The organism is Amycolatopsis marina, assembly GCF_900111885.1.
Lineage (GTDB): Bacteria > Actinomycetota > Actinomycetes > Mycobacteriales > Pseudonocardiaceae > Amycolatopsis > Amycolatopsis marina.
Map to the genome: position 1 here is coordinate 110,885 of NZ_FOKG01000003.1, position 16,883 is coordinate 127,767.

Below are 16,883 nucleotides of genomic sequence, written 5' to 3' on the forward strand. Positions count from 1 at the left end.
GGCTACGGGAAGGGCGGACGGAATGACGGACGGGACAAGTGGCAGATCGGGCACCTGGCGGCAGCGACTGGCCGTCGGCCTCGGCCTGCTCTTCGTACTGATCGCCGCCGGGCTGCTCGCCACGGTTCCGGGCGAACTGGCGGAAAAGCGCAGGTACCTCGCTGCGCCCCCCTGCCCGGAGAGCACGTCGTCGGACACGTGCACCACGCTGGTTCCGGCGACCGTGGTGGGCAAGCGGTCGCTGGGTGGGCGCCTGAGGACGTACGCGCTCGACATCGTCGAGCAGGACACGAACGTGGTGCAACGCCTTCGGTCGGTCGAGTACGCGCCGGTCTACAGCTCCGTGAGTGCCGGTGACGAGGTAGTGCTGACGTACTGGCGGGGGGAGATCGCCGCCGTGACGTTCGGCAGCGCGGTCCAGCAGACCCGGGACTCACCGATCCGAGGATGGCGGGCTCCCCTCGGCTTCGGTCTCCAGTCCCTGTTCCTGGGACTCCCGCTGCTGGTTATCGCCGTGTGGAGCCGCTACCACTCCCCCTCCCCGCAGCAGCCCTACCCGTGGAGCGTCGGCTGTCTCGCGGTGGCGACCGTATTTCCGGGGCCCATCGCCCTTCTCGCGAGCCGCGAGGACAGCGACATCCCGGAGGTGCTCCTGGCCACAGCGGTTGCCGTACCCGTGGGCGCAGCCGTCGGCGCTCTGGTCACCGGATGGCTACGGTGGCGGGCAAGGTGGCGGGCGAAAAGAAACGAGAATGCGAGCGATATCACTCCGGTTCTCCCCACCGGGACGAAGTTCGTGCCTGCGACCGTGCTCGGCGACGTGCCGTACAGCCAGGACTTCTTCGACCGGCTGATCGTGGGCGAAGGGCGTCCGGCCGCGACGCCCGACCGCAAGGGGCGCGTCGCTGTCCGAAAAACGCTGCCGGAGACGCTGACCGTGCAGCGCGTCCGCGCCTTCCGGCCCGACGACCCCGACCACTGGTCGCTGGCCTACAAATACAACGGCGTCGTCCTCGAATGTCGGGACGGTGACCGAACCGTGCACATCATCACCCGGCGGCGCGACGCCCCGCTGATCCTCGGTGCCCTGGTCGGTTCACCCGACCCCGCCGACAGTGCCAACGCCGGCTCCGGACAGCCGGCGGGTCCGTCGTGAGCCGCGCTGGACGGAAGTCAGCCTTCGCCTTTCCTGACCGCGCGGTGGATCGCGACAGCACCGAAGGTCAGGTTCAGCCACTCCACCTTCGTCCAGCCGGACGCGGCGATCATCTCCCCGAACGCGCGCTGGTCCGGCCAGGTCAGCATCGACTCGGCCAGGTAGCTGTAGGCGTCCGGGTTGCTCGAGGTGCGCTTCCCGACCCAGGTCAGCGCCCGCAGGATGAACTTGCGGTAGATGAACCGGATGGGCGCGAACGTCGGCGTCGAGACCTCGCAGATCACCAGCCTGCCGCCAGGTCGGACCACACGCGCGATCTCGGCGAGCGCCGCCTTGGTGTCGACGAAGTTGCGGATTCCCAGCGAGACCGTCGCCGCGTCGAAACTGGCGTCGGCGAACGGCAGGTGCAGCGCGTCAGCGGCCACCATCGGCACATCGCGGTGCCGCCCGGCGCGCAGCATGCCGAGGGAGAAGTCCGCGGCAAGGCACCACGCGCCGTTCTGGGCGTACTCCTCTGTGGACACTCCGGTGCCCGCGGCGAGATCGAGCACCTTCTCTCCCTCGCGCGCATCCAGCACCTTGGCTGTGGTGATCCGCCACCTGCGGTCGAAGCCGAAGGTCATGAAGGAATTCGCCCGGTCGTAACCGGAGGCGACGTCGTCGAACATGGCGGCGACTTCGCGTGGATCCTTGTCCAGGCTGGCTCGGGACATAGCCGTCACCCTAGCCGGAGCCATCCGGGCACGCGCCCGGTTGCCCGTACACCGGATTTCCGATCAGTGCTCGGCGCCGAGCACACCCAGCATCTCCGCCACCGAATCGCCCCAGGAGAACTGCTCCGCCCGCGCCCGCGCCGCTGCCCGGCGGATGCTCTCCGGGCTCTCCAGCAAACCGGTCACGGCCGTCGCGAAGGCGGGTGCGGCATCCGGCACCGCGGTTCCGGCGGCCCCTCCCGTCGGACCGACGATCTCCCGCAACGCCGAGGACGCCGACACCACGACCGGAGTCCCCGAGGCCAGTGCCTCCAGCGCGGCGAGGCCGAACGTCTCGTGCGGTCCGGGAGCGAGTGAGACATCGGAGCTGGCCAGTAGCCGGGCCACGTCCATGCGGTCACCGAGGAAGCCGAGGAAAGTCACCGGGAGGCCGCGGGCCCTGCGTTCCAGCGCCCTGCGCCGTGGGCCGTCTCCCGCGACCACGAGCCGCACCCGCGCACCGGCCTCGGTCAGCGCCGCCACGGTGTCGACACTGCGCTCGACGTGCTTCTCCGGGGAAAGGCGGCCGCAGTGCACCAGCAGCGCATCGGCTCCGCCCGCCAGCGTGTGCCGCCAGCCGTCGTGCCGCCGCGCGGGGTCGAACACGGTCAGGTCCACCCCGAGCGGCACACGGCGCACGTTCGGTGCGTGGATGCGGTCGAACTCGGCGCGGGCGAAGGCCGTGGTGCACACCACGGTGTCGTAGCTGTCCGCCATCCGCCTGTTCGCGGTGTCGGCGACACGGCGGGCCAGCGGTGCGGGCAGCAGGAACTGCTCGAGCAGCCGGTCGAGCCGCTCGTGCGAGATCACCACGCTGGGCACGCCTGCCCTGCGCGCCCACTCCCCCATGCCGCGCAGCGTCAGCCGGTCGGACACCTCCAGCCGGTCCGGGCGCAGCTCGCGCAGGACGGCGCGGACCCGGCGCGGGTCCACCGCGCGGTAGCCGCCCGTCCCGGGTATCCGCGGCGCGGGAAGCGAGCACCGCCGTACGCCGCCGGGCAACAGTTCGTCGGCGTACCGGCGTCCGGGAACCACCAGGGTCACCCGGTGTCCCCGCGCGACGTACCCCGCGCCCAGGTGGTGCAGCGCCGTGCGCAGGCCGCCGGAACGGGGGCCGTAGAAGTTGGCCAGCTGGACGATGTGCATGCCGCTACCCGACGCTCAGGCGGCTCTGGCCGCACGGCCCAGCACTGCCTCGTAGTGGCCGACCAGCTCCTCGCACACCGCGGGCCAGGTCCGGCCGAGCACCGCCGACCTGGCGCGCGCACCGAACTCGGCGCGCAGCACGCCGTCGCGCAGTTCCCCGACCCTGCAGCGCAACTCCGCCGCGAACTCCTCGCGCCGCGGCGGGAGGAGGTAGCCGGTGCGGCCGTGCATCACCAGGTCGCGCGGCCCGCCCGCGGCGGGAGCGAGTACCGGCAGGCCGGATGCCATCGCCTCCTGCACCGCCTGGCAGAAGGTTTCGTGCGGGCCGGTGTGGACGAACACGTCGAGGCTGGCGTAGGCGGCGGACAGCTCGTCGCCGTAGCGGGCCCCGAGAAACGCGGCGTCGGGAATGCGCTCTGACAGCGTCGTGAGATCAGGGCCGTCGCCGACCACCACGACGCGCACACCGTCCATCCCGGCCAGCGCGACCAGCCGGTCGACCTCCTTCTCCGGCGCGAGCCTGCCGACGAAGCCGACCAGCAGCTCACCGTTCGGTGCCAGTCGCGCGCGCAGGTCAGGGTCCGCGTGCGCGGGCGCGAATCGCTCGACGTCCACACCGCGGCCCCAGCGGTGCACCCGCGGCACCCCGTGCAGGCGCAGCTGGCGGACCGAATGGGTGGAGGGTGCCAGCGTTCGATCTGCTCTGCAGTGCAGGCGCCGCACCCAGCGCCACGCCGCGCGGGCCCCGAGGCCGAGTCCGTACGCGGAGGCGAACCCCGCGACATCGGTCTGGTACACCGCGACCGAGGGCACCCCGAGTCGTCGAGCGGCGGCCAGCCCGCGCGCGCCGACGACGAACGGCGACGCGAGGTGCACCACGTCGGGAGCGAACCCGGCGATCGCGGTGAGCACCGTTCTGGTCGGGACACCGACCGGCATCGAGTTGACCATCGGCAGGTCGACGGCGGGCACCCGCACCACGGGTACGTCCAGATACTCCTCAGGGCCTGCGCCGGGCGCGATGACGAGCACATCGTGTGCCCGGTCGCGCAGGTGCTCGATGACCCGCAGTACGGAGTTGGTCACGCCGTTCACCTGCGGCAGGAAGCTCTCGGTGACAATCGCGACTCGCACACGAGCACTGTCCCACCGGGACGCTGCGTGCGCATCGACACGAGCGTGTCCATGAGGACAACGCTGAACGAAATCTCCCCCATCGCCCGGACGGGTGAGGGGAACCTGTCGTCAGATGTCGAGACGGCTGTCACCTCGTGGTCGCGTTCCGTAAACGAAGGATGTCCACGCTTGAGGGGGTGACTCTCCTGTCCTCCCGCCCCTGGCAGCCCGTTGAACCCGGCCTGCTGTCACGCGCGCTCGAGGTCGCCGGACGGCTGGCCAATGACGCCACCGACGTCATCACCGCGACCGCGGGTCGCGGCGCTCGTCCGAACCCGCGGGACTCTCCTTTCGACTGGGTCACCGACACCGACCGGACGCTGGAGCGGCACACGCGTCGCGTGCTGACCGCCGAGTTCCCGGGCATCCCGGTCGTCGGCCAGGAGTTCGGCGCGGACGTCGGCGCCGATGTCGCCGAGTACCGCTGGGTGGTCGACCCGGTGGACGGCACTGCCAACTACGTCGCAGGGGTGCCGTGGTGTGCCTACAGCCTCGCCCTGATCGACGCGTCCGGCCCGGTGGTCGGGGTGGTCGCCGACCCGTTCCGGGGGCAGATCTACGCCGCCGCCCGCGGCCGGGGAGCCCGCGCGAACGGCACGCCGGTGCTGCTCACCGACCGGCCCGGCGGTGCGGGCTCCATCGTCTGCACCGAACTGTCCCGCACCGGCCCGTGGCCGGGGATGGGCGAGTTCATCGAACGCGCGGCGACGGCTCGCGCCGGTGTGCGCGTGCTCGGCTCCGCGGCACTGTCGATCGCACAGGTCGCGCTCGGTCACGCCGCCGCAGCCGTGCTGCACAGCTACCACGAGTGGGACGTCGCGGGCTCGGTCGCGCTGGCGATCGAGGCGGGCGCCGTCGTACTCGACCGCAGGGGCGAGGGCACCGCGCTGCCCGCCGACGGCCTGCTGGTGGCCGCGCCGAGCGCGGCCGAGGACGTGCTGTCCTGGTGGCAGGAGACCGCGACCACCTCACCCTGACCCGGCACCGCACTTTCCCGGGAAAGTGCGGTAGTTGCGCACGCACGTACCGCACTTTCCCGGGAAAGTGCGGACCTAGGCGGGGCGTGCGGCCTCTGTCTTCGCGGCTTTGGCGGCCGGGGTGGCGGCAGCCGACACGTTCCGTCGGATCCACCAGATCGCGGGGCCTGCCACCAGCCAGGTGAACAGGATCGTCGTGCCGAGCGGCAGCAGGGTCAGCGTGGCGCCGCGGCCCGCGACCCTGGCCAGCTCCGGATCGGTGACGTCGTACTCGATCCACACCAGATCCCCCGCGGTGAGGCCCTCGGGATAGAGAACGCCGTTGGCGGGACTGTGGGCGATCCCGTCCGGAGTTTCGTAGCGGATGATCGCGCGGTCGAAGCTGACCTGCTCCACGGTGGCGTACGCGGTACCGAGGTTGGTGGAAATGGCCCTGTCGTTGCGAATGGCCGCGAGCAGCAGCGCGACGCACATCACGGTCAGCAGAGCCGCCACCGCGAACACCGCCCGCAGGGCGATCCGCCACGTCCGCTCGCTGCCCGTCACGAGATCGAGTTTAGTGGAGTCCACCCACCCCCCGTGCCCGGCGGGCGGACTCCGTCCCGCATCGTCAGTGTTCGTGCAGGTGTTTCTGGTTCGCCTTGATCTGCGCGTAGGACTTCGGCTGCGCGACCGCGGCCAGCGCCCGCGTGGTCTCCCCGTTCGGGCCGACCTCCGGCTTTCCCCTGGTGAACAGCCAGGTCTGGAACAACTCGTCCAGCTGTTGGCCGGAGATCCGCTCGGCGAGGTCCACGAACTCCGGAATCCGCGCGTCGCCGCCCTTCTTCTGCTCGAGCCAGGTCCGCAGGATGGTGAAGAACGCGTCGTCGCCGACGGCGGTGCGCAGCGCGTGCACCGTCATCGCGCCCCGGTCGTAGACGGCGGCGTCGAACTGGTTCTCCGCGCCGGGATCGCCCGGCGGCACCTGCCAGAAGTCGTCGTCGGCCGGGACGGAGTCGTACATGTACTGCGCGAGCTCGGCGGCCGTGCCCTCGCCCTGGTCCTCCGACCAGAGGAACTCGGCGTAGGTCGCGAAGCCCTCGTTCAGCCAGATGTCGCTCCACCGGCCGAGCGACACCGAGTCGCCAAACCACTGGTGGCCGTTCTCGTGGGCCACGACCGAGGTGTTGGACCCGCCACGGAAGAACTTGTCGCTGTAGACCGAACGGGTCTGGTTCTCCAGCGCGAATCCGATGCCGGTGGAGGCGACACCGCCCTGCGCCTCGAACGGGTAGGGCCCGAAGTAGTGCTCCAGCGCCTCGACCACCTCGGGAGTGCGCTCGATGCTCGCCTTCGCGGCGTACAGGTCCGCGCCGAGCGCGGGGTCGTACGCGTTGAGCATCGGCAACCCGCTCGGCGTGGTGGACTGCGACACCTCGAAGGCGCCGACCGCGAGGAAGGTCAGATAGGTGGCCTGCGGCTGGGTGCTGCGCCAGTTCCACCTCGTCCAGCCCGCCCGCTGCTTGCTCTTGCGCACCAGAGTGCCGTTGGAGATCGCGGCGGAGTCGTCTGGCACCTCGACGGAGACGTCGAACGTCGCCTTGTCGGTCGGATGGTCGTTGGACGGGTACCACCACTCGGCGCTCTGCGGTTCGTCCACCGCGAGAGCGCCGTCGTTGGTGCGCTTCCACGCCGTGTAGCCGTCGATCTCCACCTCCGACGGCGTGCCCGAGTAGCGCACGGTCACGGCGACGAACTGGTTCGCGGCCAACGGCCTGGCCGGGGTGACGATCAGTTCGCTCGGGTCCTTGCCATCCGCGCGGAAGCGGGCGGGTGCGTTGTTGACGCGCACCGAGTCGACGTCGAGGCCGAAGTCCAGGTTGAACCGGGACAGCTGCTGCGTCGTGGTCGCGAGGATCGTCGTGGTGCCGCTGAGCAGATCGGTCTCGGGCTGGTAGGTCAGCCGGATGTCGTAGTGGGCGACGTCGTAACCCCCGTTGCCCGCTCCCGGGTAGTACGGATCCCCGACTCCCGGCGCACCGTGGCCGGGAGTCGCGGCAGCCGTCGTGGAGAGCATGACCGTCGCGAGCCCGGTGGCCATGAGGCCGACGCCGGCGCGAGTTCGTGCGCGCATGTATAGCCTCCCAGTGGTACAAGCCCGACGAACGTATCCGGCGCTTCGACAGCCGGAACACGGCCGAAGGATGGTTCTTGGCTCCTACAGCGGTCATCGACCTGAACTGTGACCTCGGCGAGGGATTCGGGGTGTGGACCCTCGGCGATGACGAGGCCCTGCTCGGCGTGGTCACCAGCGCCAACGTCGCCTGCGGCTTCCACGCGGGTGATCCGTCGATCATGCGCGCCACCTGTGACCGCGCCGCGGCCGCGGGCGTCGCGGTGGGAGCGCAGGTCTCCTATCGCGACCTCGCCGGCTTCGGCCGCAGGTACATCGACGTCGTCCCGCAGGAACTCGCCGACGAGGTGACCTACCAGATCGGTGCGCTGGACGGGTTCGCCAGAGCGGCGGGCACCAGGGTGGCCTACGTCAAGCCGCACGGGGCGCTCTACAACACCGCCGTGACCGACGAGACGCAGGCCGAGGCGGTGGTCGAGGGGGTCACCCGCTTCTCACCGGACCTGCCGATCCTCGGCCTGCCGGGCTCGCGGCTGCTCGCCGCCGCGGGGTCTCGAGGTGTGCCGGAGGCCTTCGCCGACCGGGCCTACACCGCGGCGGGCAGGCTGGTGTCGCGGCGCGAGCCCGAAGCCGTGCTGCACGATGCCGCCACCATCGCGGCCCGGTGCGTCCGACTGGCGGTCGAGGGCACGGTGCGCAGCATCGACGACACCGACGTCGCGGTCTCCGCGCGCTCGATCTGCGTGCACGGTGACACTCCCGGCGCGGTCGAGATCGCCCGGGAGGTCCGCACCGCCCTGCTCGACGCGGGCGTGCAGCTCCGTGCGTTCGCCGGGGACGAGTGGTCTCCCCGGTAATTCATCGACGAGTTACCGGCCGTTGCCCGCGACATCCCTGGCAACGGCTGCCCGTACCCGGGCGTGCAGGTCACGGTGCCTGGAGCGGTCGACCCGCACCTCCACGATCCGCAGCCCCGGCTCTGGGCGCAGCGCGGCGCGCAGTTCCGTGCGGGTGGCCGCGACGGAGTGCGGCACCCGGTAGGCCGCGCACAGCGCGCCGAGATCCGCTCCGTGCGGCGTGCCGAACACCCGCTCGAAACTCGCGCCGTGTTCCGGCGCGCCCTGTTCCAGCAGCGAGAAGATGCCGCCGCCGTCGTCGTTGAGCACCACGATCGTGAGGTCGGGGCGTTGCTCGGCCGAACCGGTGAGCAGGCCGTTGGCGTCGTGCAGAAAGGTCAGGTCGCCGATCAGCGCGTAGGAGTGTCCCCGGTGCACGGTGGCGGCGCCGATGGCGGTGGACACCGTGCCGTCGATGCCCGCGACGCCCCTGTTGCGGTGCACCAGCACGTCCGGCCGGATGCCGGCGGCGAGTGCGACGTCGCGCGTGGGGTTGGACGAGCCGACGACCAGCAGCGAGTCCTCCGGCAGTGCGTCGACCAGTTCGGCTGCCAGTGCCAGCCCGCTCGGCCACGGCTCCTCGGCGAGTGCGTCCCGCACGGCCACGCCCGCCGCGGCGTCCGCGCGCTGCCATCGGGCCAGCCACTCGGGGTCGGCGGGTTTGGTCGGCTCGTCGAACCACTGCCCCACCTGCCGCACGTTGTGCGCGGGCGCGGGCCAGTCCGAGTCGGGCCGGACGAGCAGGACCTCGACGTCCGGGTCGGACAACAGGCCCTGGACCTGGCGAAACACAGTCGGGCGGCCGATGCAGAGCACCTGCTCGGGCTTGTGCTCGGCGATGAACTCCTCGATGCCGAGCAGCCAGGCCCCCGAGCCCATCGCGGTCGCGCCGCCGAGTCCGAGGCCGCCGGTCTCCGAAACGACCGGCCAGCCGTGCTGCTCGGCCCACTCGCTGGCCGCCCGCACGCCGGCGTCGCAGGCGATCACCAGTCCGTGTCTGGCCGAGGGCACGACGAACGCGGGCAGCGCGCCGAAGTCGGGCAGCTCCGTCCAGCGCGCGCCGCCCGCGCGGCCTTCCAGCGACTCGAACCACTCGTCGGCGTCGGGGCCGGTGTCGGGCACCAACGGCTCCCGGAACGGCACGTTGAGGTGCACCGGCCCGCACCGCCACTCCCCGTACGCGGCGTTCCAGGCCCGGCAGATCTGGCTGCGCCAGTACGAGTTCTGCCCGGCCCTGCGCTCGGCGACGGCCAGTTCGTCGAAGTACCGCACGGCGCCGCCGTAGAGCTGGTGCTGGTCGATGACCTGGTTGGCGCCCGCGGCCCGCAGCTCCGGCGGCCGGTCCGCGGTGAGCACGATCAGCGGGACGCCCGCACGGTCGGCCTCCAGCACGGCCGGGTGGAAGTTGGCCGCGGCCGTGCCCGAGGTGCACATCACGGCGACGGGACGGCCGGTGCGGGCGGCGATGCCGAGGGCGAGGAAGGCCGCACCGCGCTCGTCGATCCGCACGTGCAGGCGCAGCTTCCCGGCCGAGGCGGCCTCGTAGAGCGCCAGCGAGAGCGGGGCGTTGCGGGAGCCGGGACAGAGCACCACGTGGGACACGGTGTTGCGGACGAGTTCGTCGACGATGACCCTGGCCTGCGCGGTGGACGGATTCACCAGGCAACTCCAACCACTGGTGTCGTCGTACTGGTCATCGTCACGAGACCTATTCTCCCAAACGTGGATGACGTCCAGATTTCTGCGCTGTTCGACCCCGCCCAATGGAGCGAAATCGAAGGTTTCGACTTCACCGACATCACCTACCACCGTTCGACCGAACAACGATCCGGCAAACGCGTGGTGCGGATCGCGTTCGACCGTCCCGAGGTGCGTAATGCCTTCCGCCCGCACACCGTCGACGAGCTCTACCGGGCGCTGGACCACGCCCGGCTGAGCTCGGACGTCGGCTGCGTCCTGCTCACCGGTAACGGCCCATCGCCACGGGACGGCGGATGGGCTTTTTGTTCTGGTGGTGACCAGCGTATTCGCGGTCGGTCCGGCTATCAGTACGCGGACGGGGAGACCTCCGACACGGTTGACCCCGCACGTGCAGGTCGGCTGCACATTCTCGAGGTCCAGCGGCTGATCCGATTCATGCCGAAGGTGGTGATCGCGGTGGTGCCCGGCTGGGCGGCAGGCGGCGGTCACTCTCTGCACGTCGTGTGTGACCTGACACTGGCCTCGGCCGAGCACGGCAAGTTCAAGCAGACCGACGCCGACGTCGGCTCGTTCGACGGCGGTTACGGCTCCGCCTACCTGGCCAGGCAGGTCGGGCAGAAGGTGGCGCGGGAGATCTTCTTCCTCGGGCGCGAGTACAGCGCGGAGGAGGCGAAGGCGATGGGCGCGGTGAACGCGGCCGTCCCGCACGCCGAACTGGAAGCCGAGGCACTGCGCTGGGCCTGGGAGATCAACGGCAAGTCGCCGACCGCCCAGCGGATGCTGAAGTACGCGTTCAACCTGATCGACGACGGGCTCGTCGGGCAGCAGTTGTTCGCCGGGGAAACCACCCGTCTCGCCTACATGCAGGACGAGGCCGTCGAGGGCCGGGACGCCTTCCTCGGCAAGCGGGACCCCGACTGGTCGGCCTACCCGTACTACTACTGACCGTGACCACACTTTCCCGGGAAAGTGCGAGCGTCGCCAAGGCCAGGGGCCCGTCCGGCGGCACTTTCCCGGGAAAGTGCGAACCTTGCGCGTGCAGGTAACGCACTTTCCCGGGAAAGTGCGTCACCTGGGACAGGGCACTGGGCACGGGAGGAGGCACGGGTGCACGAGGTGTGGATCGACGGCGGGCCGGAGTCCGTCGGCGAGCTGCTGACGGCGCTGGCGGCCGCCCTCGACGGCGGCCCGGTGGTCCTGCCGCTCGACTCGCGTTCTCCCGGCTCCGCCACGATCCGCGACGCGATGGAACCGCAGACACCGGTGGAGCCGTCGACGGCGGTGATCGTGCCGACGTCGGGCTCGTCCGGCACACCCAAAGGTGTGCTGCTGTCCGCCGCCGCGCTCACCGCGTCCGCCACCGCCACCCTCGAGCGCCTCGGCGGACCGGGGCGCTGGCTGCTCGCCACCCCGGCGCACTACGTCGGCGGACTGCAGGTGCTCGTGCGCGGGCTGCTGGCCGGGCACGAGCCCACCGTCCTCGACACGTCGTCGGGCTTTCATCCCGACGCCTTCGCCGAGGCGGCCGAAGCACACCTGCGGCTGCCGGGGCCGCACTACACGGCGCTCGTGCCGACGCAGCTCGCCCGGCTGTTGCGGGCGGGCGGCGCGGCGGCCCGTGCCGCCGCCGGGTTCGACGCGATCGTTCTCGGTGGCGCGGCGCTGGACCCCCGCCTGCGGGACGCGGCTCTCTGGGCCGGAGTCAGCGTGATCGGCGCGTACGGCATGAGCGAGACGGCCAGCGGATGTGTCTACGACGGAGTGCCGCTGACCGGGGTACGCGTGCGGCTCGATCCGACGGGTCGGGTGGAGCTGGCCGGACCGATGCTCTCGCACGGCTACCGGTTGCGCCCCGACCTCACGGCCGCGGCCTTCACCGGAGGCTGGTTCCGCACCAGTGACCTCGGGCGACTGCACGAGGACGGCAGGCTCGAGGTACTGGGCCGCGCCGATGACGTGATCAACACCGGTGGCGTCAAGATCGCCGCGGCCACGGTGGAACGGGTGCTGACGGCCGATCCGGGTGTGGCGACCGCCTGCGTGGTCGGCCTGCCGGACGCGGAGTGGGGCGAGTCGATCGCCGCTGTCGTCGTGCCGGTCGGGAACTCGGCCGGCGGTGACGAGCTGCGCTCCCGGTTGCTGGCCGGCGTGCGGGCCGAACTCGGAGCCGCCGCGGTGCCCAAGCGGCTGGAGTTCACCGCGGAGCTGCCGCTGCGCGGCCCCGGCAAGGTCGATCGCAACGCCGTCCGGGACCGACTCGCTGGGTGAGGAGCGGCGCGCCGTGCATCGCCCAGTTGCAGCAGTCGCGCTCCGCCCTCATCATTCTGGTGGGCGACGATAGTCGGTAATTTTCGTCCTCTTTCACACGGTTGGTTGACAGATCACCACGTTCGGTTTTGGCTCTCCCTAGCCAGGTGGGGTGCGGCCCTGTAGCGGCCGGCGGGAGGTCGCTCCGTGGCCCTGCCGAAGGAGACGCACCATGACGTCTACGAGAATCGAGTCAAGACGCCGTCCAGGGTGGACAGCGGTGGCGGCCGCCGTCGCAACGGCGGCGATCGGCGCCACGGCGCTGGCCGCGCCAGCCGGGGCGGACCCGACCATACCGGCCAGCGGCACGCTGACCTGGTCCATCACCCCGTCCGAGCCCCGCTACGACGCGACCGCCAGCGGCACGTTCGCCAGCGCGGAACGCGCGGAACTCACATCGATCGAGGTGTTCGACGTCGAGCGGCTGAAGTCGCCGGTCAACACGGTCGCGGCCGAACTGGACGCGAAGATCCCGGACACCGCTCAGGCCGCGCTGGATGTCCGCGGCCAGCGGGCGGACGGCATGTGGAGCGAGTGGACGGAAGTGACTCCGGACGCCGCCGCGGTGCTGCCGGAATCGACATCGTCGGTGCAGGCACGTCTGGTGCTGATCACGCCGGAAGGCACGCCCGGCGCACACGTCCGGCGGATCGATCTGACGGCATGGAACGCCGAGGGCGCAACCGCGACCCAGTCGGTGCAGGCCGCCGCGTCCACCTACCGGGTCTTCGCCACGCGGGAGGGACTCGTCGGGGGCACCACCGCGAATGGCCACGTCATCGTCAAGCGGGACCACTTCGTCGCACTGCCCTCCCGCCGCGGCCTCGCGAACAAGAACAGCGGCAACTACACGGTGCAGGTGTGCACCTCGAACAACGCGCGCTGCGAATGGGCCCCGGTGTGGGACGTCGGGCCGTGGAACACCAAGGACGACTACTGGAACGCCGACCGGGAACAGTGGACCGACCTGCCGCAGGGCAAGCCGCAGGCGCAGGCCGCCTATCAGGACGGCTACAACGGGGGTAAGGACCAGTTCGGCCGCAAGGTGGCCAACCCGGCCGGGATCGACCTGGCCGACGGCACGTTCTGGGACGGGCTCAAGCTCTCCGACAACGCCTGGGTCAACGTGACCTACGAATGGACCGGATCCGGCCCGTGGGGCACGATCGCGACCGCGAGCACCCCGCTGAACGTCCGCTCCGGGCCGAAGAACTCAGCCGCCCAGGTGGGCCTGGCAGCCAAGTACGCGCAGGTGCGGATCGAGTGCCAGGTGACCGGCGACAGTGTCTCGGGAACCCAGGGGACCTCGAACCTCTGGTACCGGCTGGCGAGCGGCAAGTACGTCGCCCGCGCCTACGTCAAGGTCGGCTCCGCACCCAGCGCCTGCTGATCGCGGGAGGCCGTGGCGGGCACCCGCCGTCGCCATGGGAAGAATGATCGCCATGGCGACGGTGACGGAATGGATCGAGGGTGCCCGGCCACGGACCCTGCCCAACGCGGTGGCGCCGGTGCTGGCCGGTGTGGGCGCCGCGGCGCAGCTGGGGGCGTTCTCCTGGTGGCAGTCGCTGCTCGCGCTGCTGGTGGCGCTGGCCCTGATCGTCGGCGTGAACTTCGCCAACGACTACTCGGACGGCATTCGGGGCACCGACACCGAACGGGTTGGTCCGCTGCGGCTGGTCGGCTCGGGTGTCGCCCGGCCCCGCGCCGTGCTGACGGCCGCGCTGGTGTCGCTGGGTGTCGCGGGGGTCCTCGGCCTGACGCTGGTCGCCGCGACCGGTCGCTGGTGGCTGCTCGCGGGCGGCGCCGCGTGCCTGGCGGGAGCCTGGTTCTACACCGGCGGCAGGCGGCCCTACGGCTACGCGGGCCTCGGCGAGATCGCGGTGTTCGTCTTCTTCGGACTCGCCGCGGTGCTGGGGACCGTGTACGTCCAGGCGGGCACGGTGAGCTGGGCGGCGCTGGGCGGCGCCGTCGCCATCGGCAGCTTCTCCACCGCGGTGCTCACCGCCAACAACCTCAGGGACATCCCCACCGACACGACCTCGGGCAAGCGGACGCTGGCGGTGCGCCTCGGCGACGCGGGCACCCGCAGGCTCTATCTCGGGCTGGCACTGGTGCCGTTCCTGATCACCGTCGCACTGGCTCCGGCGTTCCCGCTGGTGCTGCCCGCGTTGCTCGCGGCGGTGCCCCTGCTGAAGCCGGTGCGCGCCGTGACGGGCGGCGCCACCGGGCCAGGCCTCATCCCCGCGCTGCGCGACACCGGCATGGCGATGCTGGCCTGGTCGGTGCTCACTGCGTTGGGGCTGGTGCTGGCCGGCTAGTACTGGCCCGACCACGTGCCGGTGGCCAGGAAGCGTTCCATCGCCTCCCGGTACGGCGCGGGGTCGAGCTGCTGCTCGGCCAGCCAGTCGTCGTCGTAATAGGTGTGGGCGTAGCGGTCACCGCCGTCGCACAGCAGGGTGACCACGCTGCCGGTCTGGCCCATCGCCAACATCCGGGCGATCAGCTGGAAGGCGCCGCAGAGATTCGTGCCCGTCGACCCGCCTGCCCAGTGCCCGGTCCGCTCCCGCAGCAGCCGGATGGCGGCCATGGAAGCGGCGTCGGGGATCTGGAACATCTCGTCGATCACGCCGGGCACGAACGACGGCTCCACCCTCGGTCGCCCTATCCCCTCGATCCGGGACGGCATCCCGGTGGAATAGTCCATCGCGCCGGTCTGCCAGGCCCCGAAGAACGAGGAGTTCTCCGGGTCGGCGACCGCGATCTTGGTGGTGTGGCGGCGGTAGCGAACGTAGCGGCCGAAGGTCGCGCTGGTGCCGCCCGTTCCCGCGCCGACGACGATCCAGGACGGCACCGGATGCCGCTCCGAACGAAGCTGCGCGAACACCGACTCCGCGATGTTGTTGTTCCCCCGCCAGTCGGTTGCCCGCTCGGCGAAGGTGAACTGGTCGAGGTAATGCCCGTTGCACTCGGCGGCCAGGCGCTCGGCCTCGGTGTACATCTCCGGCGGTGTGTCCACGAAGTGGCAACGACCGCCGTAGAACTCGATGAGGGCGACCTTCTCCTGGCTGGTCTTTCGCGGTACGACGGTCACGAAATCGAGGCCGAGCATTCGCGCGAAGTACGCCTCGGACACCGCGGTGGATCCGCTGGAGGCCTCGATCAGCACGGTGTCCGGACCGATCTGGCCGTTGACCAGGCCGTAGAGCAGCAGCGAACGCGCGAGCCGGTGCTTGAGCGAGCCGGTCGGATGCACCGATTCGTCCTTCAGGTAAAGGTCGATGCCCCAGTCCGGCGGAAGCGGGAAGACGTGCAGATGCGTGTCCGCGCTGCGGTTCGCGTCGGCCTCGATGATTCGGACGGCCTCGCGCACCCAGGCCCTGGCTGGCTGGCTCACTTCTCCTGCTCCCGGTCCTCGGCGGGAACTTCGGACGTCTCGTCCTCGGCTTCCTCTGGCACCGTCTCACCTCGGAGTTCGGCCCGTAGCTGCGCACGCTGCCTGGCGCGATGCTCGTTGCGGGCGGCGAGCCCCGCGGTGACGCGGCCGTTGAGGCGACGGAACAGGAGCAGGCCGAGCGGCAGGCCGACGACGGTGCCGACGGCCAGTGCGACCAGCAGGGGAACATCGACCAGCACGAGAATCCCCGCCACCACCGCGATCAGTACGAAGCGGGCGAGGATGTACAGCGTGAGGTCGCGGGCGAGGTGACCGGGGGCGTCTCGCTGCTCGGCTGGGGATTCACTCACGGTCTGCAGAGGCTACGCGCTCGATGAGAACGGCATTGTTGGGACGGCCCTCGAAGCGGGTGGAGAGCACCACCGTGGTGTGGGTGCGGGCGACGCCACCGATGCGGCGCAGCCTGCCGAGGGTGCGCTCGAGTTCGTCGACGGTAGCCACGCGGACCTTGACGACGAAGGCCTCGTCCCCCGCTACCGCGTAGCAGCTCTCCACCTCGGCGAGCTGGCCGAGCGCTTCGGCCACGTCGTCGTCGGTGGCGGTGTCGGTGGGCTGGATGCCGACCAGCGCGGTGACGCCGAGGCCGACGGTGCCCGGATCGACCACGGCGTGATAGCCGGTGATGACGCCGGCGGCCTCGAGCTTGCCGACCCGCTCGTGCACCGATGACGGCGAGAGCCCCACCGTGCGGCCGAGCTCCGCGTAGGTGGCCCTGCCGTTGAGCCGCAGCTCGGCGATGATCTTGCGGTCCAGCTGATCCACCAGCCCACTCTAACCACCGGCGCGGCGGTGGGCAGTACGCGCCAACACCGGGGCGATTTGTCCCATTACTACCTCTTTACTCTCCGACAACCGTTCGAGTACCCGACGGGTGAGATGCAACGATTGCCCTTGTTGGAGACCTGGACCTTCGACCGAATGGCCGAAGGTGTCCGTAGGTCTAGCAGGCAGCGCGTGAAGGAGGCGGAAAAATGACCGCGACCATGGGCGGACGGCTGCTCACACCTGGTGAGGTCGCCGCGTTGTTCCGAGTTGACCCGAAGACCGTGACCCGCTGGGCCACCGCGGGCAGGATCGGGTCGATCCGCACTCCCGGTGGGCACCGCCGGTTCCGCGAGGCCGAGGTGAACGAACTGCTGGCCGAGCTGACCACCGACGCGAGCGAGCCGACGCCTAGGGCGTAGAGCACGAAAGCCGCGCTCGCT

17 protein-coding genes are annotated in these 16,883 nt (G+C 70.8%); 8 read left to right on the top strand and 9 right to left on the bottom strand.

Going from position 1 to position 16,883, the window contains the following annotated elements; all coding sequences use genetic code 11:
- Positions 1-22 precede the first annotated feature (22 nt).
- The gene (locus BM199_RS06720) at positions 23-1,156 is read left to right on the top strand and encodes a hypothetical protein (RefSeq protein ID WP_091671217.1); all 1,134 of its coding nucleotides are present in this window, start codon (positions 23-25) and stop codon (positions 1,154-1,156) included.
- A gap of 17 nt (positions 1,157-1,173) precedes the next feature.
- Here the strand turns inward: BM199_RS06720 and BM199_RS06725 are convergent, their stop codons facing one another.
- The 3 genes from BM199_RS06725 to BM199_RS06735 all read right to left on the bottom strand — a co-directional run bounded on the left by BM199_RS06725 (position 1,174) and on the right by BM199_RS06735 (position 4,188).
- Positions 1,174-1,869, bottom strand: coding sequence for a demethylmenaquinone methyltransferase (locus BM199_RS06725; protein WP_091671218.1), 696 nt, complete (start codon positions 1,867-1,869; stop codon positions 1,174-1,176).
- A gap of 63 nt (positions 1,870-1,932) precedes the next feature.
- Positions 1,933-3,054, bottom strand: a complete 1,122-nt coding sequence (locus BM199_RS06730) for a glycosyltransferase (protein WP_091671220.1) — start codon at positions 3,052-3,054, stop codon at positions 1,933-1,935.
- 15 nt (positions 3,055-3,069) lie between these two features.
- Positions 3,070-4,188: a glycosyltransferase family 4 protein gene (locus tag BM199_RS06735; protein WP_177242499.1), complete on the bottom strand. Its 1,119-nt coding sequence runs from the start codon at positions 4,186-4,188 to the stop codon at positions 3,070-3,072.
- A gap of 179 nt (positions 4,189-4,367) precedes the next feature.
- Between BM199_RS06735 and BM199_RS06740 the strand changes: the two genes are divergently transcribed.
- Positions 4,368-5,207, top strand: a complete 840-nt coding sequence (locus BM199_RS06740) for an inositol monophosphatase family protein (protein ID WP_091671221.1) — start codon at positions 4,368-4,370, stop codon at positions 5,205-5,207.
- Between the two features lie 75 nt (positions 5,208-5,282).
- Here BM199_RS06740 and BM199_RS06745 read toward each other — a convergent pair whose 3' ends face one another.
- Positions 5,283-5,753: a DUF3592 domain-containing protein gene (locus BM199_RS06745; protein ID WP_091671586.1), complete on the bottom strand. Its 471-nt coding sequence runs from the start codon at positions 5,751-5,753 to the stop codon at positions 5,283-5,285.
- A 64-nt stretch (positions 5,754-5,817) separates the two neighbouring features.
- Positions 5,818-7,320 carry a M1 family metallopeptidase gene (locus BM199_RS06750; protein ID WP_177242500.1) on the bottom strand — a complete coding sequence of 501 codons (1,503 nt, stop codon included), beginning with the start codon at positions 7,318-7,320 and terminating at the stop codon, positions 5,818-5,820.
- A 77-nt stretch (positions 7,321-7,397) separates the two neighbouring features.
- Between BM199_RS06750 and BM199_RS06755 the strand changes: the two genes are divergently transcribed.
- Entirely contained in the window at positions 7,398-8,177 is a 780-nt protein-coding gene (locus tag BM199_RS06755; protein WP_091671588.1) for a LamB/YcsF family protein, read from the top strand.
- 12 nt (positions 8,178-8,189) lie between these two features.
- Here BM199_RS06755 and menD read toward each other — a convergent pair whose 3' ends face one another.
- Positions 8,190-9,875, bottom strand: coding sequence for a 2-succinyl-5-enolpyruvyl-6-hydroxy-3-cyclohexene-1-carboxylic-acid synthase (menD, locus tag BM199_RS06760; protein ID WP_091671225.1), 1,686 nt, complete (start codon positions 9,873-9,875; stop codon positions 8,190-8,192).
- Between the two features lie 63 nt (positions 9,876-9,938).
- Between menD and BM199_RS06765 the strand changes: the two genes are divergently transcribed.
- From BM199_RS06765 to BM199_RS06780, 4 genes are all read left to right on the top strand, one after another.
- On the top strand, positions 9,939-10,862 hold the full coding sequence (locus BM199_RS06765; protein ID WP_091671226.1) for a 1,4-dihydroxy-2-naphthoyl-CoA synthase: 924 nt from the start codon (positions 9,939-9,941) through the stop codon (positions 10,860-10,862).
- A gap of 162 nt (positions 10,863-11,024) precedes the next feature.
- The gene (gene menE / locus BM199_RS06770; RefSeq protein ID WP_091671228.1) at positions 11,025-12,185 is read left to right on the top strand and encodes an o-succinylbenzoate--CoA ligase; all 1,161 of its coding nucleotides are present in this window, start codon (positions 11,025-11,027) and stop codon (positions 12,183-12,185) included.
- A gap of 211 nt (positions 12,186-12,396) precedes the next feature.
- Complete coding sequence (locus tag BM199_RS06775; protein ID WP_091671229.1) at positions 12,397-13,614, top strand: hypothetical protein; 1,218 nt, start codon at positions 12,397-12,399, stop codon at positions 13,612-13,614.
- A gap of 52 nt (positions 13,615-13,666) precedes the next feature.
- Positions 13,667-14,542: a 1,4-dihydroxy-2-naphthoate polyprenyltransferase gene (locus tag BM199_RS06780; protein ID WP_091671231.1), complete on the top strand. Its 876-nt coding sequence runs from the start codon at positions 13,667-13,669 to the stop codon at positions 14,540-14,542.
- Here the strand turns inward: BM199_RS06780 and cds1 are convergent.
- From cds1 to BM199_RS06795, 3 genes are read right to left on the bottom strand one after another with little or no spacing between them, the layout of a single operon-like run.
- Complete coding sequence (gene cds1, locus BM199_RS06785) at positions 14,539-15,618, bottom strand: L-cysteine desulfhydrase Cds1 (RefSeq protein ID WP_091671233.1); 1,080 nt, start codon at positions 15,616-15,618, stop codon at positions 14,539-14,541. The genes BM199_RS06780 and cds1 overlap by 4 nt on opposite strands.
- A complete protein-coding gene (locus BM199_RS06790; protein WP_091671234.1) occupies positions 15,615-15,968 on the bottom strand; it encodes a DUF4229 domain-containing protein in 354 nt (117 codons plus the stop codon). Before BM199_RS06790 ends, cds1 begins: the two co-directional genes overlap by 4 nt.
- Entirely contained in the window at positions 15,961-16,440 is a 480-nt protein-coding gene (locus tag BM199_RS06795; protein ID WP_091671235.1) for an Lrp/AsnC family transcriptional regulator, read from the bottom strand. The genes BM199_RS06790 and BM199_RS06795 overlap by 8 nt, the downstream gene beginning before the upstream one ends.
- A gap of 209 nt (positions 16,441-16,649) precedes the next feature.
- Between BM199_RS06795 and BM199_RS06800 the strand changes: the two genes are divergently transcribed.
- Positions 16,650-16,862, top strand: coding sequence for a BldC family transcriptional regulator (locus BM199_RS06800; RefSeq protein WP_091671237.1), 213 nt, complete (start codon positions 16,650-16,652; stop codon positions 16,860-16,862).
- Positions 16,863-16,883 lie beyond the last annotated feature (21 nt).